The sequence below is a fragment of the Methylobacterium persicinum genome, assembly GCF_022179525.1.
GTDB lineage: Bacteria > Pseudomonadota > Alphaproteobacteria > Rhizobiales > Beijerinckiaceae > Methylobacterium > Methylobacterium persicinum.
The window spans coordinates 1-20,829 of the sequence record NZ_BPQX01000011.1 but is presented as its reverse complement, the minus strand read 5'-3'; the positions used below and the strand labels follow the sequence as shown (position 1 = coordinate 20,829).

General features: G+C 67.3%; 17 protein-coding genes and 2 pseudogenes. 14 read left to right on the top strand and 5 right to left on the bottom strand.

Features of this window, described 5'->3' with window-relative positions; all coding sequences use genetic code 11:
- The first annotated feature begins 13 nt into the window (after positions 1-13).
- From MFF22_RS02410 to MFF22_RS02400, 3 genes and pseudogenes are all read left to right on the top strand, one after another.
- Positions 14-490 (top strand): DUF411 domain-containing protein, encoded by a 477-nt coding sequence (locus MFF22_RS02410; RefSeq protein ID WP_122162805.1) that lies wholly within the window; start codon positions 14-16, stop codon positions 488-490.
- Positions 491-634: 144 nt separating this feature from the next.
- Positions 635-860, top strand: a pseudogene (locus MFF22_RS02405) (nickel/cobalt efflux protein RcnA); the annotation flags it as partial.
- A 139-nt stretch (positions 861-999) separates the two neighbouring features.
- On the top strand, positions 1,000-1,212 hold the full coding sequence (locus MFF22_RS02400) for a heavy-metal-associated domain-containing protein (RefSeq protein WP_122160837.1): 213 nt from the start codon (positions 1,000-1,002) through the stop codon (positions 1,210-1,212).
- A gap of 36 nt (positions 1,213-1,248) precedes the next feature.
- Here the strand turns inward: MFF22_RS02400 and MFF22_RS24650 are convergent, their stop codons facing one another.
- Complete coding sequence (locus MFF22_RS24650; protein ID WP_281035524.1) at positions 1,249-1,377, bottom strand: hypothetical protein; 129 nt, start codon at positions 1,375-1,377, stop codon at positions 1,249-1,251.
- A gap of 787 nt (positions 1,378-2,164) precedes the next feature.
- Between MFF22_RS24650 and MFF22_RS02395 the strand changes: the two genes are divergently transcribed.
- The 4 genes from MFF22_RS02395 to MFF22_RS02380 all read left to right on the top strand — a co-directional run bounded on the left by MFF22_RS02395 (position 2,165) and on the right by MFF22_RS02380 (position 6,318).
- Positions 2,165-2,497 carry a four-helix bundle copper-binding protein gene (locus MFF22_RS02395; RefSeq protein WP_122160835.1) on the top strand — a complete coding sequence of 111 codons (333 nt, stop codon included), beginning with the start codon at positions 2,165-2,167 and terminating at the stop codon, positions 2,495-2,497.
- Positions 2,498-2,579: 82 nt separating this feature from the next.
- Positions 2,580-3,050 carry a DUF305 domain-containing protein gene (locus tag MFF22_RS02390; protein WP_238247508.1) on the top strand — a complete coding sequence of 157 codons (471 nt, stop codon included), beginning with the start codon at positions 2,580-2,582 and terminating at the stop codon, positions 3,048-3,050.
- Between the two features lie 101 nt (positions 3,051-3,151).
- Positions 3,152-5,575 carry a heavy metal translocating P-type ATPase gene (locus MFF22_RS02385; RefSeq protein WP_370877500.1) on the top strand — a complete coding sequence of 808 codons (2,424 nt, stop codon included), beginning with the start codon at positions 3,152-3,154 and terminating at the stop codon, positions 5,573-5,575.
- A gap of 8 nt (positions 5,576-5,583) precedes the next feature.
- Positions 5,584-6,318, top strand: coding sequence for a DUF4396 domain-containing protein (locus tag MFF22_RS02380; protein WP_122160832.1), 735 nt, complete (start codon positions 5,584-5,586; stop codon positions 6,316-6,318).
- Here MFF22_RS02380 and MFF22_RS02375 read toward each other — a convergent pair.
- Positions 6,302-7,738 (bottom strand): RNA-guided endonuclease InsQ/TnpB family protein, encoded by a 1,437-nt coding sequence (locus MFF22_RS02375; RefSeq protein ID WP_281035523.1) that lies wholly within the window; start codon positions 7,736-7,738, stop codon positions 6,302-6,304. The genes MFF22_RS02380 and MFF22_RS02375 overlap by 17 nt on opposite strands.
- A gap of 485 nt (positions 7,739-8,223) precedes the next feature.
- On the opposite strand from MFF22_RS02375, the gene MFF22_RS02370 reads away from it, so the two are divergent.
- Complete coding sequence (locus MFF22_RS02370) at positions 8,224-9,348, top strand: DNA-binding protein (protein WP_122162804.1); 1,125 nt, start codon at positions 8,224-8,226, stop codon at positions 9,346-9,348.
- A 424-nt stretch (positions 9,349-9,772) separates the two neighbouring features.
- On the opposite strand, the gene MFF22_RS02365 is transcribed toward MFF22_RS02370, so the two are convergent.
- Together MFF22_RS02365 and MFF22_RS02360 are read right to left on the bottom strand one after the other, a co-directional pair.
- Entirely contained in the window at positions 9,773-11,095 is a 1,323-nt protein-coding gene (locus MFF22_RS02365; protein WP_122160831.1) for a type II restriction enzyme NmeDI-related protein, read from the bottom strand.
- A 219-nt stretch (positions 11,096-11,314) separates the two neighbouring features.
- Positions 11,315-11,611, bottom strand: a complete 297-nt coding sequence (locus tag MFF22_RS02360; protein ID WP_163006052.1) for a ferritin family protein — start codon at positions 11,609-11,611, stop codon at positions 11,315-11,317.
- A 533-nt stretch (positions 11,612-12,144) separates the two neighbouring features.
- Here MFF22_RS02360 and MFF22_RS02355 point away from each other — a divergent pair.
- From MFF22_RS02355 to MFF22_RS02330, 6 genes and pseudogenes are all read left to right on the top strand, one after another.
- The gene (locus MFF22_RS02355; RefSeq protein WP_163006051.1) at positions 12,145-13,113 is read left to right on the top strand and encodes a glycosyltransferase; all 969 of its coding nucleotides are present in this window, start codon (positions 12,145-12,147) and stop codon (positions 13,111-13,113) included.
- Positions 13,114-13,655: 542 nt separating this feature from the next.
- On the top strand, positions 13,656-14,135 hold the full coding sequence (locus MFF22_RS02350) for a sensor histidine kinase (RefSeq protein ID WP_163006050.1): 480 nt from the start codon (positions 13,656-13,658) through the stop codon (positions 14,133-14,135).
- A gap of 127 nt (positions 14,136-14,262) precedes the next feature.
- Positions 14,263-15,174 carry a Dps family protein gene (locus MFF22_RS02345; RefSeq protein WP_122160827.1) on the top strand — a complete coding sequence of 304 codons (912 nt, stop codon included), beginning with the start codon at positions 14,263-14,265 and terminating at the stop codon, positions 15,172-15,174.
- Positions 15,175-15,253: 79 nt separating this feature from the next.
- On the top strand, positions 15,254-16,210 hold the full coding sequence (mbfA, locus tag MFF22_RS02340; RefSeq protein ID WP_122160826.1) for an iron exporter MbfA: 957 nt from the start codon (positions 15,254-15,256) through the stop codon (positions 16,208-16,210).
- A 9-nt stretch (positions 16,211-16,219) separates the two neighbouring features.
- Positions 16,220-16,870: a cytochrome b gene (locus tag MFF22_RS02335; protein ID WP_209649743.1), complete on the top strand. Its 651-nt coding sequence runs from the start codon at positions 16,220-16,222 to the stop codon at positions 16,868-16,870.
- Between the two features lie 78 nt (positions 16,871-16,948).
- Positions 16,949-19,074: pseudogene (locus MFF22_RS02330) on the top strand (catalase).
- Between the two features lie 541 nt (positions 19,075-19,615).
- On the opposite strand, the gene MFF22_RS02325 reads toward MFF22_RS02330, so the two are convergent.
- Positions 19,616-20,470 carry a GGDEF domain-containing protein gene (locus MFF22_RS02325; RefSeq protein WP_238247506.1) on the bottom strand — a complete coding sequence of 285 codons (855 nt, stop codon included), beginning with the start codon at positions 20,468-20,470 and terminating at the stop codon, positions 19,616-19,618.
- Between the last annotated feature and the right edge of the window lie 359 nt (positions 20,471-20,829).

The following is a 20,829-nucleotide window of genomic DNA, read 5'->3' as shown; positions in this document are numbered from 1 at the left end:
ACAGGAGCGGATGATGAAGTCTGACATGATGCCGTCCCGGCGAGCCGTGCTCGTGGGCGTGGCGGCGGGACTGGCGCTCGGGCGACCCGTATCGGCGGAGAGCCCGCCGACCGTCGCCGTGATGAAGGACCCGAGTTGCGGCTGCTGCGCGAAGTGGGTGGACCACCTGCGCCAAGCCGGCTTCACGGTGACGGTGACCGAGGGGCCCGTGAACCCGGTCAAGGCGCGTCTCGGCGTGCCGCGGGACCTCGCCTCCTGCCACACCGCCCTGGTCGACGGCTACGTGGTCGAGGGACACGTGCCGGCAGACGCGATCAAACGGTTGCTGGTGGAGCGCCCGAAGGGAACGGGGCTGGCCGTTCCGGGCATGCCGGCCGGCTCGCCCGGCATGGAGGTCGAGGGCAGGGAGCCCGACACCTACGCGGTGGTCCTGTTCGGACCCGAGGGGCGGGGCGCCTTCGCCCGCTACCGTGGCGGCGAGCCGGCTTGAGCGCGGCCGTCGTGCGGGTGATCGCCGTAGCCGTCCGAGGTGGTGAACCGTCATCGGGTTGCCGCGCAAAATCCGACACTCCGCTTCGGGCCCGGATGTCCCTCGAAGGCGGGCGGATGCGGGGGCTGAAATCCATTGCACACCGTGATCCCGTGCCCCGCGGCCATCACGGTCCTGCTTCTTTCCATCCAGCTCAGGCACTTTTCGCCTCGGCTTCGTGCTGGTCGCCTGCTTCGGCGTCGGGCTCGCCCACGAGATGGTCTTGGCCGGGGTGCTGGCGGCACTCGGCGCCTTCGCACGCCAAGCGCCCGACGCCTCCTCGGCGGCGCAGGTCGTCCTGGTCGGCCTCTAAACCGGCTGGCTTGGCTGAATTGGCATCCGGCGCGAACACCAGGATCGCGCCGGCGCGTCGACCTTGTTCGCCCCGGCCTGGCAGACGCCTTCCCGCCATTGACCTTCCCATCATGGGAAGCCCCATCTGTGCGTGGCGTCATCGAAGGAAGAGCGTCATGCATCGCTTCAAGGTCGACAAGATGGGTTGCGGGGGCTGCGCCAAGTCCGTGACCCGGGCCATCGTCGGCATCGAGCCGGACGCGCAGGTCGCGGTGGACCTCGGGGCCAAGCTCGTGACCGTGTCCAACGCCGCCGGCCCCGCAGACCGCATCGCCGAGGCTATCGTCGCCGCGGGCTATCCGGCCGAGCCGCTGGGTGCGACGGCTTGAGACGGCCGGGCGGCAACCAAACCCGGATGCGCGCATTCACGTCCCAGGGGCGACGTCGTCCCGGCGTTCGGGATCGTCCCGGCGTTCGGGATCGAGATTAGCGATCGGCATGGGTTTCGACCGGCACATCGTGCGTTCGATAGCGGCGATGATCCTCGCGATCATCGCCTACGTCGCTCCGTCCGCCGTCGAGGCTCACGAGGGGCATGTCCCCTGCGGCCATCACGGGCGCGCGGCCTCCAGGGCTCCTACGGCGTCCCCTTCCGCGGCGAACCTGGGCCCCGCAACGCCGTCGCGCATCGCGGAGGTGTCGGTGACGCTCCTGGCCGGGCCTCGCCTTCACGCGAAGGCCAGCCGGTCCACGACATCGCTCGGCGCACTCGATCCCGACCGAGGCTGCTGCGCCTGTGGATGCAAGCGCTGCTGCTGCGGGACGGTGCTATGCTGTACCTTCGGCATCGTCGCCGGACCGGCATGCCTGGCCATCCCCCTGTCCCGGGCGGCCGTGTTGATCCCCCAAGATCTCGCCGGGCGCGTGGCCATCGGCCCCGAGGCGCTGCGCAGACCGCCCCGAATCCTCGCTTGAGATGAGGCGCGCGTGATGCGCGCGACGGCCGAGGTGCGACTGCTTTTGCGGCGTGCCCGAGGGCAAACCGAGGCGACGCCCTTCTCTTATCCCGCGTCGTCCTGACGCCGCTGGCCGTAGGCTCCGTCCGCCGCCTTCTGAGCGGGATACTCGCTCGTGCCCATCGAGAGGTCGGCGACGCCTCGGCGTGACCCACCGCCGCGCGTTCTTCAAGGCCGCGACCATACGCGAGAAGTGTTTCCGCGTTTCCTTGAACCGAATCCAATTCGTCCGGTTCTTGAATGCGGACTGATGAGCAAGTTTACAGTATGGTGCTCTTCATTATCCGCATTTCTGAGATGAAATCACAATCAAAGGAGAACTAGGATGCACAAATTGTCTGGAGAGATGCAGTCCTGCATCGACGAGTGCCTTCGCTGCTATCAGACCTGCCTCGGGATGGCCTCGAACCACTGCCTCCCGGCCGGCGGCAAGCATGTCGAGCCGGAGCACTTCCGGCTGATGCTGGCCTGTGCCGAGATCTGCCGCACCTCCGCGCACGTCATGCTGCTCGGGACCGCGCACCATAAGCACACCTGCGCCGAGTGCGCCGACGTCTGCGAGGACTGCGCCCGCAGCTGCGAGCAGGTCGGCGACATGCAGGACTGCGTCGAGCAGTGCCGCCGTTGCGCCGAGAGCTGCCGGAAGATGGCTGCCTGAGGCCTGCGGGGCGGCCGCTTGGGCCGTCCCGACCCGTCCAACGAAGGAGATCGATATGCGCGTTCGTACCCTGACCCTCGCGGTGACCCTGACGCTGACCGGCGCGGGCACGGCCCTCGCCGCGGACAACGACCATGGCTCCCACGACCACGGCTCCATGCAAACCCCGTCGTTCGAGCTGCCCGCGGCCTGCAAGGCGGCGTCGGCCGGCAAGGAGGCCTCGATGAAGGACATGCAGGGCCACATGTCGATGGCGATGCAGGGCATGTCCGGACAGGCGACCGACACCCAGAAGGGCCTGCAGCACGCCATGATGCAGATGAACGGTCCGATGATGCAGGGCATGATGGCCGGCGACCCCGACGTCGCATGGATCTGCGCGATGATCCCGCATCACATGGGTGCAATCGCCATGGCCCAGGTCGGCCTGAGGAACGGCGATAATCCCGAGGCGAAGAAGATCGCCGAGAAAAGCATCCAGGAGCAGGAAAAGAGCATCAAGGAGCTCACCGCCTGGCTCGACAAGAACGCCCGCAAGGAAGGCAAGCAGTAAGCCCGAAGGAAAACCTGCCCGTGGTCCGCATCGCGTCAACCGTCGCGGGCCACGGATATCGAAGTTACGCGAAGGGACAGGTCATGACCAATTCGTCGGAAATGCATCCCGCCCCGGCGGGCCACGCCTGCTCCGGAGGACACCGGCATGACGACCCCGTCGCGTCGCACGGGCACGACCATGCCGCCATGGCGGCGAACGGTGCGGGAGCCGACCGCGTGAAGGACCCGGTCTGCGGGATGATGGTCGATCCGCACGCGACCGAGCACCGGGCCGAGCACGACGGACATCCCTACTACTTCTGCTCGAACGGCTGCCGGACCAAGTTCGAGGCCGACCCGATCCGCTACGTCGACCCCGGCCAGGCCGGGGCCAAGGCGGACCCGGTGCCGGAAGGCACGATCTACACCTGTCCGATGCACCCGGAGGTCAGGCAGGTCGGGCCCGGGGCATGCCCGATCTGCGGGATGGCGCTTGAGCCGGCGATGGTCGGCGCGGACGACGGCCCGAGCGAGGAGCTCGTCGACATGACCCGCCGGTTCCGGGTCGGGCTGGTCCTGACCCTGCCGGTGTTCGTGCTTGAGATGGGCGGGCATCTCTTCGGCCTGACCGAACGGCTCGGGCAGCAGACGTCCAACTGGATCCAGTTCGCGCTCGCCACCCCGGTGGTGCTCTGGGCCGGTTGGCCCTTCTTCGTCCGGGCCTGGCGCTCCGTCCTGTCCCGGAACCTGAACATGTTCACCCTGGTCGCCCTCGGGACGGGCACGGCCTACCTCTACAGCGTCGTGGCGACCCTGGCCCCGGGGCTGTTCCCGGAGGCGCTGCGCGGGCACGGCGGGGCGGTGCCGGCCTACTTCGAGGCGGCGGCGGTGATCACCGTGCTGGTGCTGCTCGGGCAGGTCTTGGAGCTCCGCGCCCGCGAGAGCACCGGCGGCGCGCTGCGGGCGCTCCTCGACCTCGCGCCGAAGACCGCCCGCCGCATCCGGCCCGACGGCGAGGACGAGGAGGTGCAACTCGATGCCATCGCCATCGGCGACAGGCTGCGCGTGCGCCCCGGCGAGAAGGTCCCGGTCGACGGCGCGGTCGTGGAGGGCCGCAGCTCCGTGGACGAGAGCCTCGTGACGGGGGAATCGATGCCGGTCACCAAGGAGGCCGGCGCCCCCGTCATCGGCGGCAGCCTCAACCAGTCCGGCTCGCTCGTCGTCGAGGCGACCAAGGTCGGGCGCGACACCATGCTGGCCCGCATCGTCCAGATGGTGGCCGAGGCCCAGCGGAGCCGGGCCCCGATCCAGCGCCTCGCCGACCAGGTCGCGGGCTGGTTCGTGCCGGCGGTCATCGGCGCGGCGGTGCTGGCCTTCGCCGCCTGGATGGCGTTCGGGCCGGAGCCGCGCTTCACCTTCGCGCTCCTCGCGGCGGTCGCGGTGCTGATCATCGCCTGCCCCTGCGCGCTCGGGCTCGCCACGCCGATGTCGATCATGGTCGGCGTCGGCCGTGGCGCCGGGGCCGGGGTGCTCGTCAAGAACGCGGAGGCGCTGGAGCGGATGGAGCGGGTGACGACCCTGGTGGTCGACAAGACCGGCACCCTGACCGAGGGCAAGCCGGCCGTGACGCGGGTCGTGGCGGCGGCCGGCTTCGACGAGGACACGCTCTTGCGCCTCGCGGCGAGCGTCGAGCGGGCGAGCGAGCACCCGCTCGCCCTGGCCATCGTGGCGGCCGCCGGAAAGCGCGGGATCGCGACCGCTCCCGTCACGGATTTCGACAGCCCGACCGGGAAGGGCGCGCTCGGAACCGTGGAGGGCCGGCACGTGGCACTGGGCAACGCCGCCTTCCTTCGGGAGCAAGGGGTCGACGTATCGACCCATGCGACCGAGGCAGACGAGCTCCGGCGCGACGGCGCGACGGTGATCTTCGCCGGCGTCGACGGCCGGGTGGCCGGCATCGTCGCCATCGCCGACCCGGTCAAGGCGACGACGGCCGAGGCGCTGGCCGCGCTCCGGGCCGAGGGCATCCGGGTCGTGATGCTGACCGGCGACAACCGCACCACCGCCGAGGCGGTGGCCCGCCGGCTCGGCATCGACGAGGTCGAGGCCGAGGTGCTGCCCGACCAGAAGGCCGCCGTGGTCGAGCGCCACAAGGCGGCGGGACAGGTGGTCGCGATGGCCGGCGACGGCGTGAACGACGCCCCGGCGCTCGCGGCGGCGGATGTCGGCATCGCCATGGGCACCGGCACGGACGTCGCCATCGAGAGCGCCGGCCTGACGCTGCTCAAGGGCGATCTCGTCGGCATCGTGCGGGCGCGGCGGCTGTCGCGGGCGGTGATGGGCAACATCCGCCAGAACCTGTTCTTCGCCTTCGTCTACAACGCGGCCGGCGTGCCGGTGGCGGCGGGCGTCCTCTACCCGTTCCTCGGCATCCTGCTCTCGCCGGTCATCGCCGCGGCCGCCATGGCGCTCTCCTCGGTGAGCGTCATTGGTAATGCCCTGCGCCTGAGGGCGGCTAACCTCGACCCGTCCTTGGCCCGCTAGGAGCGCGCATGTTCCCAACCTGGCTTCATGCCATCTCGATCGCCGCGCTGCTGCTCGGGGCGGCCTGCTCGCTGCTGCTGTCGGCGCAGGTGATCCGTCACCCGCAGCACATGACCGTGATGAACGTGGTCTGGCCGATCAGCGCCCTGTTCGGAACGGTGGCCGTGGTCTGGGCCTACCTCCGCTATGGCCGGCTCGCGACCATGGAGGCGCACCATCACGCGAAGGAGCGGGGCGAGAAGCCGCCGAACGTGACGGGGACGCCGTTCCCGGTGATGGTCGGCAAGGGCGCGCTCCACTGCGGTAGCGGCTGCCTGCTGGGCGATGTCGCCGCCGAGTGGCTCGCGTTCCTGGTGCCCACGGTGGCGGTCTGGTTCGGCTGGCACTCCCTCTTCGACGAGAAGATGTACGCGGTCTGGGTCCTGGATTTCGTGTTCGCCTACGCGCTCGGGATCGCGTTCCAGTATTACGCCATCGTGCCGATGCGCGGGCTCTCCCCCGGCCGGGGTCTGGTGGCGGCCGTGAAGGCGGACACCGTCTCGCTGATCGCTTGGCAGGTCGGCATGTACGGCTTCATGGCGTTCGCCCAGTTCTACCTGTTCCCGCACTGGGCCGGCCAGCGCGCGCCGGTGAACTCGGTCGAGTTCTGGTTCGCCATGCAGGTCGCGATGGTGGCGGGATTCCTGACCAGCTACCCGGTGAACTGGTGGCTCGTCGGCTCCGGCATCAAGGAGCGGATGTAGGCCGGTCGACGCCTAACCGCGGATCACGAGGAGCCAGAACAGGACGGCGCACGCGGTCGCGAGCATGCAGATCCGGTATCCCGCCTCGCTCGGGGCAGGGCGCATGCCCGCCCCGGTTGCGGCGCGACAGCTCGGGCACCTCGTCGCGTCGGCGTGAACCGTCCGCCCGCAGCAACCGCACTTGGATAAGAGCGTGACAACTCCGCCTGCTGAAGCAGGCGGCTTCTCGGCGCAGCTTTGCGGCAATCCGCTGGCTTGAGCGCTGAAGGCCGATATCCCGGCCGGAGCCGAAGGCCCGCTGATGCACGATCCTCGCCGCCGCTACGTCACGGTCGAGGTCCGTACCGCATTCACAGCGATGTCGGCGCTCGGCCAGCGTCTTGGCCTTGATCGTCCCGCATGCGGGGCAGGTTTGAGAGGTACCGCGCGGATCGACCAACACGACGGACGCATTGGCGCTTTCAGCCTTATACGCCGTGAGCTGGACGAGCAGAGACCACGCGGCATCGTGGACGGACCGGGCGAGCATTCCTTTCGTGAGCCCAGCCATGTTGAGGTCTTCGAACGCGATGCCCCGGTAGCGGGAGACCAGGGATCGCGACAGCTTGTGCAGGTGGTCGCGCCGCTGGCGGGCGATGCGGGCCGAGGCGGCCGCCAAACACGCCTTGGCCTTAAGACGGCGCTTCGATCCGCGCCGGCACCGAGCGAGCGCCCGTTGCCTCCGGCGTTGCGCCTTCTGCGCGCGCCGAGCGAAGCGCGGCATCGGAACCGTCGCGCCGTCGCTCGTGGCGATCAGGCTGTTCAGGCCCAGGTCGATGCCGACGGTGCCCGCGCCGCAGGTCTCGGCGAACGCCGCCTCGACCGACAGCACGACGTACCACTTGCCCTGCTGGCGGGTCAGGATCGCAGCGCCAAGCTTGGCATCCTGCGGCAGGTCGCGGTGCCAGACCACCTTGATCCCGCCGGGCACACCGACGATGCCGATGCGGCGATCCTTCCGGATCGTCAGGCCGTCGCCGACCCGGAACGTCGCGCTGTGGAAGCGGGGCGATGCCCGGAACCGAGGAAAGCCGCGCCTGCGCTGGAAGAATGCCGTGTAGGTCTGGTCCAGCCGGCGCAGCACCTGCTGCAGGGCCGAGAACGACCAGCGCCCGAGACCGTCCGGGTCGGCGGGGCGGCACGCCTTCAGCTCGCCGGCCTGATGACCGTAGCGCAGGCTCAGCTTGCGACGGCGGTACGCCTCAATCCGTTGCTGCAGGCCCGCGTTGTACAGGCCGCAAAAGTCCCGCAGCATCGCGTCAAGCAGGGCGGCTTGGGATCTGCTTGGACGAAGGCGGTACTTGTAGCTGCGGATCTGCGTCCCGCCCGTTTGTACGCGTTCCGTTCTCCGCGTCAACGCCGCATCAGGGGCGGCTCGCATTCCCCCGTCAGCTGAGGCAGACGGTCCCCTGCGAGGATTCTGTGGGCGCCCCTCCACTCCCGTGCCGAGACCGCGCGTGCCGACGCGCCTCGGTCAGGCCCTGCGTACGGACCGACGGGATCAACCCTCTGGCCGGCCGCGACGGTCCTGAATGCCTTCGTAGTGCGGCGGGACAGGCCGACGAAGTACGTCTTCGGGGGTAGCGAGGTTTCCGCCGGCTCAAGGCGGCATGGCGGCGGCTGCCGCCGACTGTTGGTATGCGGCTCCGAGGCGTACGCATAACGGGTAACGTCATCCGGACGCGTTACACGATGGGGGCGTTCGCCGGCCGGGCGCTCCTCGCTCCGAAGGCCTCCCGCGGGTTATCTCTCCGGTCGCCCTCGGAACCGGCTCGCGCCCGCGCCCGCACCGAGCGTGCACGCGGGCCGCGACCGTTTCTTCACCGCTCGCGGCGATGATGCCGGCAACGGCTTGGGATGGCGGGCATGGTGACGGAGAACGGGGTCTGGAAGGCCGCGGATCGGATACGGGCCAGGCCGGCACCGCCCGGCGGCACCAAGGAGCGGGTCTCGGTCCGCACGGTCCGGAGGGAACTCGGCGGCGGGTCGTTCGGCGACATCGCCCGCGAGCTCAGGACGTGGAAGGACAGGGAGGACTACCGGCCGGCCATCGAGCGGGCGGACCTGCCGGAGGCGTTCGAGAGGCGGCTCGCGGTGATCGGGCGGGAGTTGCTTGAGATGGCTCGGGTCGAGGCGGCCCGGGCAGGTCTGGCGGACTTCGTCGGCGCGGAGGACCGCCGGGCAGCGGCGAGGGATCTGCTCGACGAGGCGCTGGACCGGGTCGACCTCCTGGAGGAGCGGGTCGCGGCGTTGCAGGCCGAGCTGGACCGGGTGCGGGCCGCCGGCACCCCGGCCGGCGGGGCCGCGCCGCCCGTTTCCGCCGCGGGTGAGGTGGGCTCTCTCCCGCAGGGTCGCGCCGGCGCCGGGTTCGTCGATACCGCGCACGGGCTGAAGCTGGCGCGGGAGGCGAACGACTTCTGGGGGCAGGTGCGGGACGCGGTCGAAGGGGCGGTGCGCCAACGCGGTCCCATGGCGGTCCACCCGCTCCTGAGGGCGCTCCCGACCCGGCTCAAGGAGGAGGGCGAGCGGGCGGGTTTCCCGCTCACCGAGGCGTGGCTGCGCTATCACCTCCTGCGCTTGGTGGAGGACGGCAACGGGCTGACCCTCGTCGGTCACCGGTTCGGGCTGACCGAGCCCGAGCCCGAGCCGGACGTCGCGGCGATGCCCGAGCCGCCACTCGCCGAGGCGGTCGCGGCGTTGGGGAAGCGGCCGTTCTGGCGCTTGTTCATGCGGGAGGTCCACGCCCTGCTCGCCAGGGGCGGGGCGCAGACGGCGGACGAGATCCTCGGCGGCCTGGACCCTGGGTTGGTCGCGGCGACGGGGCGCTTCCAGAGGATCACGCCCCGGCTGCTCCGGTGGAAGCTGCGCCAGCGCATAGCGGAGCGGAGGCCGTTCGAGGAACTCCCGGACGGCCGCTTCGCCGCCCTCGTGGGCGAGGCTCCCTGGGACGGTGAGAGCCCGGCCGGGGCCCCGGCGGCGAGGGCCGGATGACGCCCGCGGCGCGGCAGCCGACTTATCCGACGCCCGCCCGGAGACTACGCTGCGGGGCTCGGCCGCACGGGCAGGGTTCGTTGTCGCGGGTCCACCGGCATCCTGGCCGTCGGCGGTGCATTGGCCGCGCCGCGAACGCCTTCAACAACCGTCGGGATCAGCGCGAGCGGTCCGGGGCTCTGGGAGCCCGCGCCCGCGGCCGGACGCCCGACGACGACGGCGGCCACCCGTGACACGGTGCTCGCCCATCGCGCGATGGTCGGACGGCACGAGCGGGTCGGGTCCAGGGCGTCGGCGTGGTGGTTGGTCGGTCCCTCGTCGAGGACGGCGCGATGGTGGCCGATGCGGTTGCGCGACCTCCGGACGCTCTCGGCCAGCCGCTGGAACGACGACCGAATCCCTCCGGCCGGCTTCGTCGCGCCGGTCAGCGCGGACGCCCGACGGGCTTAGCGATGGCGAGCACGCCCTTCAGGCCGCTCCCGAAACGGGCGATCGTCTCCCTGTGTCCGCGCAGCTCGCTGTAGGGCAGGTAGCGCAGGTCGAGCTCGGCCACCCGCGAGAAGGCGGGCCGGGCGAACTGGGCGCGCACGTCATCCTCGCGGTTGTCGGGCGCCACCAGGAAGAAGTTGCGCGCCGCCCCGCCCTCGACCCCGAGCGCCAGGTCGAGCATCCGCACGATGCCCGAGTAGATGCTCGTCGTGTGCTCGACCTCGAAGGCGGCCGCCACGTCGCCGCCCACCTTGTCCAGCCAGATCACGTCGATGAGCCGGACCGTCTCGGCCGAGCCGTTCGCCGTCACGCGCCCGGGCAGGCGGTCGAGGCAGCCGTCGGACAGGCGGCCCGAGCCGTAGGGGCGGTTGCCGTCGTTCGACGCGATCCAGACGTCGAAGCCGAGGGCGAGGCCGAGGTCGCGCAGCCAGCCCTGGACCTCGGTGTGGGTGTGGTCCGCCTCGCGCGCGGCCAGCGCCGCCTTGGAGGCCGTGGCGGCGGCCTCCGACCGCACGCGGTCGAGGTCCTCGCGCCAGCGGGCGAGCGCGGCGGCCCCGTCGCGCTCCGGCAGCGGGTATCGCCCGGACCCGACGTCGAACAGGAAGCCCGCGATGGCGCCGTAATCGTTGGAGAGCAGGCCGCGATGGGCGGCGTTGAGGGCGACGATGCCTCGGCGCATCGCGAGGTACTCGTCCCACTTGCCGAGCTTCACGTTGGCGCCGGCGACGGCGTTGTAGCCCTTCACGATGGCGGTGTTGAACGGGGTCACGAGGGTGGGGTGCAGGAAGTACAGCAGGTTCGCCGCGGCCGGGCCCAGCCCCTTGATGCGTTGCCGGTCGAGGGCGTGGATGGCGGACAGCACCCCGTCCTCGGCGCTGCAGCACAGGCAGGCGTCGAGGAACCGGCCGAAGGCGACTTGGTTGGCGCGGTCCTCGTAGATGTCGGGGATGCGCAGCTTCGGCTTCCAGAGGAAGGCGTGGTCGGCGCCCTTGAAGACCTGGCGCTGCTCCGCGATGGAGTGGACGACCGTCTCCAGCGACGAACCGCGATAGGCGTTGCCGAACGCGTCGGCGCGGATCTCGTCGATGACCGCCTGGAGGCCGCGCCGGATCGAGCGGAAGTTCTTGATGCGCTCCTCCCACAGGAACCAGGTTCGGTAGGAGGCGCCGGGGTCCTCGCGCCAATGCCGGATCAGGTTGCCGATCCAGGCGTCGTCCAAGGGGGCGTGTTCCGCCCCGGTGTCATTTATCAGGCGCATCGGCGCAGCATTCCCGAAATCCGAATTCGGTTCGGAGCATACCATTCAAGCCACGGTTGCCGCTGTCATCGGGAAGTCTCACGGGCGCGGTTCACGCCGAGCGAAGCCGGGCGATCTCTGCCACGGACTGGCCGTCGAGCCGATTGGACTCGAACGGCGCCTCCTTAATTGAGGCCACCGGCACCGAGTGGCCGTCGAGCGTCCGCTAAAGGTCGCCGGCTATCTCACCGAACCCGTCCGCACGACCAGGGTCATGTGCCTCAACCTCGGCCCAATCCGCGCCGAAGGACAAGCCTGACGATGTTGCGTGATGGTGTTGGCGCGGCTCCTGCCGCTGCGCCAACGGAGTGTGCGGGTCAAAGCGCTCGACAACAGATCGATGAGCCGCTGGCAGTATTCAGTCTCCTCCTCAGCCATGTCGCCGAACATGCGGGCACCGTCGAGCTGTTCGTTTTGCAGGTCGCGAGCGAAGTCATCGTAGCCTCGACCGTCCTCCTCCTCGTTGGCGTCAGCCAACGCTAGCTCACGCCTGGTCAGCTTTGAGTAAGCGCGCATCGTATGGTGGATCTGAAACGTTCGAATTGCCCACGACGTGAAGGGCAAGACTATTGACTGAGCATGGAGCGGACACGACGAGCGAAGTGTTGTTTATCGCTGCGCCGATATGTCGAGACGGTTAGCACATCAACGCTTGCTTCAAGGCGGCACGGTCCGAAGCAACAACAGATTGGGCTTCGCGATGACGCCAGACCTGCGACAGATAAAGCGTGAACAATTTTTTAGTAGCATCGATCTCACGTGCGCCTACGTAGGCACGACTGCCTTTCGCCCGTCCTTTTCAAGCTTGTGCGAGCGTCAGCCGCCGACTGGTGCGGTCTTGGCTCTGCTCGGATATTTGGATCGAATTTCCGCGCATGCTTAGTTGGCACGCCCTCCGCAATCCATATCTTTTCGGAACACCGGTCCTGTCAGAAGCAGTCGGCCTGGTCGATTGCTTCGTTCGAGAACCGCGCACATGGTCCAGGGACCTACAAGTCGCGGGCCTGTTCTTGTCTCTCGATCCCCCAATCTTCTGCGCCCAACCGCAACCGAGGCCATTCGGGGCTGCAAGCTACCTCGCCGCGCGCTTTCCCGAGACGCCATTCGTTTTCCTTCATGCGGTCACCCACAGCCTGGAGCGACCGACCTTCGCCTTATCAGTCGCTCAACACTACAGACGTTTTCGCAAAGCCCATCGCCGAGCGCGCCTGATCGTCATGGCGAACACGCCGGGGGAAGAAGAATTGCTGCGCAGGTTCGGCGTCGACGTATACCTCGCGCCGCAGAACATGTTCGTGGACGAGACCATGTTCCACCCGATCGTCGACCGACCGCGGACGTACGATGCAATCTATAATGCGCAGCTCGTCCCGATAAAGCGGCATGAATTGGCGCGGCTGGTGCCAAGCTGCGCCTATGTGACAAAACTGTTCGGTCGCTGGTCTCCACATCTGAAGAAGGCACAGCTCCATAAATTCGTCCACGGGCTGCCCCGCGGCCACGTAATCATCAACGAAATCGAGGCCGACAATGTCGTGTTCATGGATCACGTCCAAGTGAATGAAGCAATGGCGTCGGCTCACGTCGGCTTATGTCTCTCAAAGCTGGAGGGCGCCATGTACGCGAGCATCGAGTATCTTTTGGCCGGATTGCCTGTCGTTTCAACCCGCAGCAAAGGCGGACGCGATACGTTCTTTCACCCGGACACGACCTTGATCGTGGATGACAATCCTCGGGCAGTCCAAGAAGGCGTGGCTGCGATGAAGGCGCGCGCCATTCCGGCAGATTTCACGCGCTCTACAACCCTGCGCCTGATGGCAATCGAACGAGAGCGCTTCAACACCTTCATCGATGGCTTGCGAGGAAACCAGGTCGCGCGCACCGATCAACGCTGGTCTTTCAACTATTGCCCAAAACTTGCGCAACTCCGCAAGATCTCCGACTTCGAAGCGCAACTTTCGCAAAAATTTACTGTCTGAAAATTGCGCTCGCCCTGATTGCAAGCCGCTTTTCACATCGCTGATACCAATCCGTCCCAGGGGGCGGATGACGCACGCAGATGGCCAGACGCCTGCGGCGCATCACTATTAGCCCGACTTATTCAACGGGCATCGGCGTACGTTGTGTTTTGGGCTGATGGCGCGCGGGATCCCGCGTCTGTTCTGACGCGTGTGGATCGGGATTGTTCGGTCGGCGCTGGAGGAAGGGGAGCGGGCTCGTCGGGGCGTCGCAGCCCCGTCGTTCCGGCCGGTGCCGGGGCGAGCGCAGTGGCAAGATGGCGGATCAGGTCGGCTTCGGGATAGGCGGCGATGCGATCGCGCACGATCTCCGAACGCCCCTGACGCGTCTACGCGCGCGACTGGAACGCAGCCGAACGGGCGCGCACTCCCCGGCGGAGCTTGAGGAGGTGATCGACCAGAGCCTCGTCTAGCTCGATCAGACCCTGTCGATCATCACCGCCGTCCTGCGCATCGGCGGGATTCAGCACAAACATCGCTGTGCCGCATTTTCGCGAGTCGACGTGGCGCAAGTCCTGGCGGAGGCCGCCGAGCTTTATGAGCCGATCGCGGAGGACAAGAGCATCCGGATCTGCCTTGAGGTCACTCATCCGTTTCCGCTCCTCACCGGCGACCGCGACCTCCTGTTCGAAGCCGTGACCAACCTCATTGACAACGCTGTCAAGTTCACACCGGCGTGCAGTTTGGTACGCCTTGAGGTGTCGCGGCGAGGCGCGATCTGCATCCTGGCCGTCGAGGATACGGGGCCCGGCACTCCTCCGGCGGAACGTGATCAGGTCTTTCGGCGGTTCTATCGCGCCGAGCCCGCACGTCACACCGTCGGCAACGGCCTCGGCCTTGGGCTCGTAGCCGCTATCGTCGAGTTGCACGGGTTCCAGGCCGTCATCACCGACGCGCCCGGAGGTGGCTGCGGTTTCGAAATTCTCTGCCCGGCGACGATCGATCGGGGTGATCTGCCGACCGCCGCCGATATGTCCGTCTAGGTCAGCTCAGCTAAACTCTGGTTTAGTCTGGAACGGCTCTGATCTAGCGCCGGTTTTCGGCCTGTGTTGCTGCTGCCCTGGTGCGTGAGCAGAGCACAAGCCTCCGCCATCAGCCGCGAGTCCTTTCATGCAATTTTTCCGCCTGCTCCCGGTCGTTCTGCTTGCCGGATCCGCCCTCTGCACGCCGGCCCTTGCACTGTCCGGAGCGACATCGGACTCCGGCGTGAGCACGGGTGCTGGCGGCCCTCGCACCGGGGTACGCTCGGCTCCCTCGTCGGCGCAGAACGCCATGACGGTGTTCTCGCGTATCGAGCTTGCACAGGCGAGCCAGACCGAACCGGGCGGCCAGAAGTCGCCAACCGAGCGACAGCAGGGGGCAGGCGGTCAGATCGGCGACATCCGTCAATCGTCGCAGACGCAGGTGACCGGCCAGCAACCGATCGGGCCCTTCCCGACGAACGAGATCAGCCAGCAGCCCTGGATCGATCTCGGGGCCGGCGAAGAGGGACGCAAGAAGGACGTGGCTGCCCTGCAGCAGACCCTGACCGAGCTGCAGCAGCTCCAGCTTCAGACCAAGCAGGCGCACTGGAACGCCTCCGGTACCCTATACTACCCCCTGCACCTCCTGCTGCAGGAGCACTACGAGGGCCTGTCGAAATACGCCGACACTATCGCGGAGCGGCTCCTGGCTGTCGGCGCCTCGGCGGACGGGCGGCCCAACACCATCGTGAAGACCTCCGGTGTGCCGGAGATCCCCGGCGGCTTCCTCGACGATGCCCAGATCCTGGTGTGGTTTACCAACGCCTACAAGCGGGTCGGCGAGGAGGTGAATACCGCCATCAAGGCCACCGAGAAGGTCGATCCCACCACCTCGAACCTGTTGCAGGAGGTTGAGCACGGGGTCGCCAAGTACCAGTGGCAGATGCGGGCCCAGCTCCAGCGCACGGGCACGGACCCGAATACCGGCTGGGATCTCAACAACAACAAGCCCGTCGAACTTCCGTCCCATGCCCCGGCGGGCAGCCCGAACCAGCGCTGACAAACAGGCAGCCCGGTCCTGCAAGCCAGGACCGGGCTGCCGTTCGTCACCGAACGCCTAAGCTAGGACGGCCCCATCCATGCGTGCCTTCATCGACCTGACCGAGCGCGAGTTGCTCGCCCTGGCGATCGCCAGCGAGGAGGAGGACGGCCGCATCTACGCCGACTTCGCCCATGAACTGCGAAGCGATTACCCCGACAGTGCCCAGATGTTCAGCGACATGGCCGATAAGGAGAACGAGCATCGCCGCAAGCTGATCGACCTGTTCCAGTCCCGCTTCGACGCGCACATCCCGCTCGTGCGACGCCAGGACGTGCGGGGCTGGGTGCAGCGCAAGCCTGTCTGGCAGGTCCGCGCTCAAGGTATCGAGGCCGTGCGCCGCCACGTGCAGCAAATGGAGCACGACGCCGCGCGCTTCTATCAGCAGGCGGCAGCCCGCGCCTCGGATGCCGGCATACGCAAACTGCTCGGTGACTTGGCCGCCGATGAGCTCCAGCACGAGCGAGCGGCCGAGGAGATCCAGCAAAAGCGCCTGCCCGGCGAAGGCCGGGCGTCCGAGGATGAGAGCGCGCAACGCCGCTTCGTTCTGCAGGTGATCCAGCCCGGCCTTGTCGGTCTAATGGATGGCTCGGTCTCGACGCTCGCGCCGGTCTTTGCGGCGGCCTTCGCTACGCGTGATCCCTGGAACGCCTTCTTGGTCGGCTTAGCGGCTTCGCTAGGGGCGGGCATCAGTATGGGGTTTGCCGAGGCGCTGGCCGACGACGGCAAGCTGTCCGGTCGGGGCACTCCGCTGCTACGAGGTTTGGTGTGCGGCCTGATGACGATCGCTGGCGGCATCGGTCACACGCTGCCCTACCTCATCAACGATTTCGTGATGGCCACCATCGCCGCAGGCGTCGTCGTGGTCATCGAGCTGTTGGCCATCGCCTGGGTGCAGTGGCGGTTCATGGAGACGCCGCCCTTCGCGGCTGCGGCCAAGGTCATGCTGGGAGGAACCCTGGTGCTCGCCACCGGCATCCTCATCGGCAACGCGTGAGGTTTCGCCATGCAACCTGTGAACCCTCGTGCGGACCGCTACGATGCCGTCACCATCGCGTTCCACTGGGCGACGGCTGTGTTGGTCGTGGCTCAGTGGATCGGGGCTCAGGTCATCGACCTGTTCCCGGCTGGTTCTCCCCGCGTCGACGCGCGCTCGGTGCACATCACCGGAGGATTGCTCCTGGCCGTGCTGTTCCTGATGAGGCTCGCTTGGCGCGCCACACGCGGGCGTCGCTTGCCGCCGGCGGATACCGGCGCCCTGAACCTGCTCGCAAAGGGCACGCACTGGGGACTCTATGCCCTGCTCGTGATGATGGTGCTCGTGGGCATGTTTCTCGTGTGGGTGCGCGGCGACAGCCTCTTCAACTTGTACAGTGTCCCCGCTTACGATCCCGGAAACCGAGCCCTGTCCCACCAGGTGCAGGAACTGCACGGGACCATCGGCTGGATGATCTTGGCGCTGGCGGGCTTGCACGCCGCAGCGGCGCTGATTCACCGCTACGTCTGGAGAGACGACGTGCTCGGCCGCATGCTGCCGGGGAGCTGGGCTCGCCGTCCCACGCCCGTCCTTTCCGCGGCCGGTGCGCAATCTCAGCCCGAAGGTATTGCGACAAGCGCAGCGTCACAGGCCGGCCGAACGCCGCAGCGCCAGCCGTAGGACCGCTGGCGCGATCAGGAAACGCCTGCCCCCTTTGCCGATGCCCCTGCATTGCTCTGCCCCAAACGGGAGATCCAAATGGCTGCCGATCCAAACGCCCACAAGCTCGTACCCGCTCACATTGGTGACGCGAAGATCCTGCGCGGCCCAGGTGGTGAGACTCATCAAGTCGCCGGTGGTGACGTTCCGTTCCTGACCACGCAGCAGGGCGTCCCCGTCGCCGACGATCAGAACTCCCTGAAGGTCGGCGCCCGCGGCCCAACCCTGCTGCAGGATTTTCACTTTCGCGAAAAGCTCTTCCATTTCGACCACGAGCGCATTCCGGAGCGCGTCGTGCACGCTCGGGGCTTTGGCGCACACGGCTACTTCGAGACCACCGAGACGCTGTCTGAGATCACGCGTGCCGATCTCTTCCAGCGTGTCGGCGAGCGCACACCGGTCTTCGTGCGCTTCTCCACGGTCGCCGGCAACAAGGGATCCTCCGACCTTGCGCGTGACGTGCGCGGCTTTGCCGTCAAGTTTTACACCAAGGAAGGCAATTGGGATCTCGTCGGCAACAACATCCCGGTCTTCTTCATCCAGGACGCGATCAAGTTCCCCGACATGGTGCATGCCGCCAAGCAGGAGCCGGACCGCGGCTTTCCGCAGGCACAGACGGCGCATGATAACTTTTGGGATTTCATCTCCTTGAGCCCGGAGGCCATGCATATGGCTCTCTGGATCATGTCCGACCGGACGATCCCGCGCTCCTTCCGCTTAATGGAAGGATTCGGGGTCCATACCTTCCAGCTGGTGAACGGGACGGGAAAATCCACGTTCGTCAAGTTCCACTGGAAACCGAAACTCGGCCTACAGTCGGTGGTCTGGAATGAGGCCGTGAAAGTAAATGGAGCAGATTTCGACTATCACCGCCGTGATCTGTGGAATGCGATTGAGGCCGGTGATTTTCCCGAATGGGAGCTCGGCCTTCAGCTCTTCGACGAGGATTTCGCCAAGTCGTTCGCCTTCGATGTCCTCGATGCCACGAAGCTCATTCCGGAAGAGCTCGTACCGATCCAGCGCGTCGGACGGCTCGTCCTCGATCGAAACGTGGACAACTTCTTCGCCGAGACCGAGCAGGTGGCGTTCTGCACGCAGAACATCGTGCCCGGCATCGATTTCACCAACGACCCGCTCCTACAGGGGCGTAACTTTTCTTATCTTGACACGCAGGTGAAGCGGCTGGGTGGCCCGAACTTCACGCACATCCCGATCAATGCGCCCAAGTGCCCGTTCCATACGTTCCAGCAGGATGGTCACATGGCCCTGCACAACCGAAGGGCCGGGCAAATTACGAGCCGAATTCCTGGGGCGGGACGGCGGGCGGGCCCCGGGAGGCCCCGGATCGCGGCTTCCGCAGCGCTCCGGTTGAGGAGAGTGGCCACAAACTGCGCATCCGGGCCGAGCTGTTTGCCGACCATTACAGCCAGGCGCGGCAGTTCTACGTAAGTCAGACGCTGCCGGAGCAGACCCACATCAAGGATGCATTCGTGTTCGAACTAAGCAAGGTCGAGACACCCGCCATCCGTGCGAGGATGATCTCACATCTACTGAATGTCGACGAGGAACTGGCCAGGAAGGTTGCCGACGGTCTTGGGCTGAAGACGCTGCCATCTGCGGCGGAACCGGCGCGTCCGGTTCGAAAGGACCTTCCGGCCTCGCCGGCCCTGAGCATCGTTCAGAACGGACCGACGCACCTCAAGGGACGCAAGGTGGGAGCTCTGGTCACGGACGGGGTCGATGCCGAACTGTTGAAGACCTTGCAGAAGGCTCTCGCGGCGGAGGGCGCAATGCTGGAACTCGTCGCGCCGACCGTCGGCGGTGTAACGGCGAGCGACGGTAGTACCGTTGCAACGCAGCAGAAGATCAACGGCGGTCCTTCGGTTCTGTACGATGCCGTGGCACTTCTACCCTCCGGTGCGGGCGGAACGCTGCTGGCGCAGGAGGCCACAGCGCGAGATTTCGTCAGCGATGCCTTCGCGCACGCCAAGTTCATCGCTTGGGTAGAGACCGCACAGCCGCTCTTCGAGAAGGCGGGTGTCACCGAGCTGGATGACGGTTGCATCGAGTTGAAAAGTCCCAGCGACATCACGGCGTTCGTTCTGCGGTGTGGCAAGCTGCGGTACTGGGAACGCGAGCCGGTGGTGCATGCCGGCTGTCCGTGACATCGGCAGCAGGCCCATCGGCAGCAGGCCGTCGGCCCCTCCGAACCGGTCCCGTCCGTTCGTGAGACCTTGGCTAGCGAGGGCCATAGCTGGGGCCGCGAGACACCCGCCCGAACGACCTTCGAAAATTGGCTACGGATCGAAACGGGAACGGGAGCACCGTAGGGTCGGACATGGCGGGCGTGGCGGGCTCGATCTGGTTTGAGGACTTGGCGTCAGCACCCAACCCCTAAGCCCTATCAATGCCTTACGCTACGCTCGCCACCCGAGGTCCACTGCCCTCGTGAGTAAAACGGGTTAGAACGACTCCAGTCTGATCCGGAATGCGCTCAAGCTCCGCCGTGCTGGCTCACGACGAACACAGCACGTGACCGGGATGCACCTTGTTTGACCGGTCTGACGGTGGGGTGGAGCGATGCACTTCGGCTGAGCAACTCTTGGACAAGAGCATGCGCAGGCCGGCGTGCGGATGGATGGTGTTACAGCCTACCTTTATGCCAGCCCAAAGCCGCCGGGCGACACGTTCGCTCGGACCCGACGATCAAGCGACCGCGAAGGCCCGAGCCGGTAGGCGCGACATATCCGGGGAGGCGGCAACCATGCCGGAGATCTCGACCCGCAATGCGTTCTTGCCCGACGCCTTCACCGCGTACATGACATGGTCGGCTGCCTTCAGCGCAGAGACCCAGTCGTGACGACGTTCCGGTTGCAGGACCAGCGCACCGATGCTGGCGGTCGCAGGAACGGGCGCGGACCACAGGTCATCCGTTAATCGCCGGTGCACGGCCTCGATCCTGGACCGCGCGGCCTCCGCCGTATCGGCTTCCAGCAGCAGCACGAACTCGTCGCCACCCAGCCGCCCAAGCCGTTCTCGGCCGTCGAGAGACGCTGCGGCGATTTCAGCGAACGCCCTCAGCACCGCGTCGCCCGCGGCATGCCCGCCCGTGTCGTTGACGACCTTGAAGTCGTCGATGTCAGCGAGCGCCAGTACGGTGACGCGTTGATCGCACGGCTCGGCCTCCAGAATCGACCGCGCATGCTCCTCGAAGGCCGCCCTGTTCAGCGCACCCGTCAGTCCGTCGTGCCGGGCCGCGGTCCGCTCGCGGTCGTATGCCGAGCGCAGGGTGCAGACAGCCCAGACGACGAACGCGTTCGTGCCCAGGCGCAGGATGCCCCGGAGGATCGCAAGGACCGGTGGTAGCCCCGCGTCGCCGGCGTGCGGCGTGGACACGTTCAGCAGCGCCGCGGCGAGCGCAACGCTGCAGGCCTCGCGCGGACCGAGCCGCCAGCCCGCGAAGGTAATGAGCGGGATGAAGAGCGCCGCCATCCCCGCCTCCGGGACGCCTCGGTCGGCGGCGGCGAGGATCAAGCAGGCCGCAACCAGCGCGGCCCACATCCCTGCCTTCCGCCAAGCTTGGAGCGTGTCGAGCGGATCTCGTGGCGTCGGTTCTCTGCCGGGCATGGTTGCCGCTCCCGCTGGATCATCCTTGGCGGCACCCGCCATCGCGACACGACGATCGGAGCGAAATCTTAACGTAATCCTGGGCGCATCAGCCGAACGGCCCGGACCCGCGCCTTTTACCTGGCCTTTCGGATCCTCGCGCCGATCCGTCCTGGAGGCCGCCCGCGACCGCCGTCCCGATTCCGGCCCGTGTTCGGGATCTCACCTTGGTCACCCGCCGGAACGGGCACGTCTCCGGACGCGCTTGTTCGGCGGCGAGCGGCGAGCGGCTAGGTCGTGTCCCATGCGGTGGT

Coding starts and splice junctions, on each gene's coding strand:
- MFF22_RS02395 (WP_122160835.1), top strand. CDS start 2,165: ATGCACAAATTGTCTGGAGAGATGCAGTCCTGCATCGACGAGTGCCTT.
- MFF22_RS02375 (WP_281035523.1), bottom strand. CDS start 7,738: ATGCGAGCCGCCCCTGATGCGGCGTTGACGCGGAGAACGGAACGCGTA.
- MFF22_RS02370 (WP_122162804.1), top strand. CDS start 8,224: ATGGTGACGGAGAACGGGGTCTGGAAGGCCGCGGATCGGATACGGGCC.
- MFF22_RS24650 (WP_281035524.1), bottom strand. CDS start 1,377: ATGATCGCGAGGATCATCGCCGCTATCGAACGCACGATGTGCCGGTCG.
- MFF22_RS02385 (WP_370877500.1), top strand. CDS start 3,152: ATGCATCCCGCCCCGGCGGGCCACGCCTGCTCCGGAGGACACCGGCAT.
- MFF22_RS02380 (WP_122160832.1), top strand. CDS start 5,584: ATGTTCCCAACCTGGCTTCATGCCATCTCGATCGCCGCGCTGCTGCTC.
- MFF22_RS02325 (WP_238247506.1), bottom strand. CDS start 20,470: ATGTGGGCCGCGCTGGTTGCGGCCTGCTTGATCCTCGCCGCCGCCGAC.
- MFF22_RS02365 (WP_122160831.1), bottom strand. CDS start 11,095: ATGCGCCTGATAAATGACACCGGGGCGGAACACGCCCCCTTGGACGAC.
- MFF22_RS02400 (WP_122160837.1), top strand. CDS start 1,000: ATGCATCGCTTCAAGGTCGACAAGATGGGTTGCGGGGGCTGCGCCAAG.
- mbfA (WP_122160826.1), top strand. CDS start 15,254: ATGCGTGCCTTCATCGACCTGACCGAGCGCGAGTTGCTCGCCCTGGCG.
- MFF22_RS02335 (WP_209649743.1), top strand. CDS start 16,220: ATGCAACCTGTGAACCCTCGTGCGGACCGCTACGATGCCGTCACCATC.
- MFF22_RS02410 (WP_122162805.1), top strand. CDS start 14: ATGAAGTCTGACATGATGCCGTCCCGGCGAGCCGTGCTCGTGGGCGTG.
- MFF22_RS02345 (WP_122160827.1), top strand. CDS start 14,263: ATGCAATTTTTCCGCCTGCTCCCGGTCGTTCTGCTTGCCGGATCCGCC.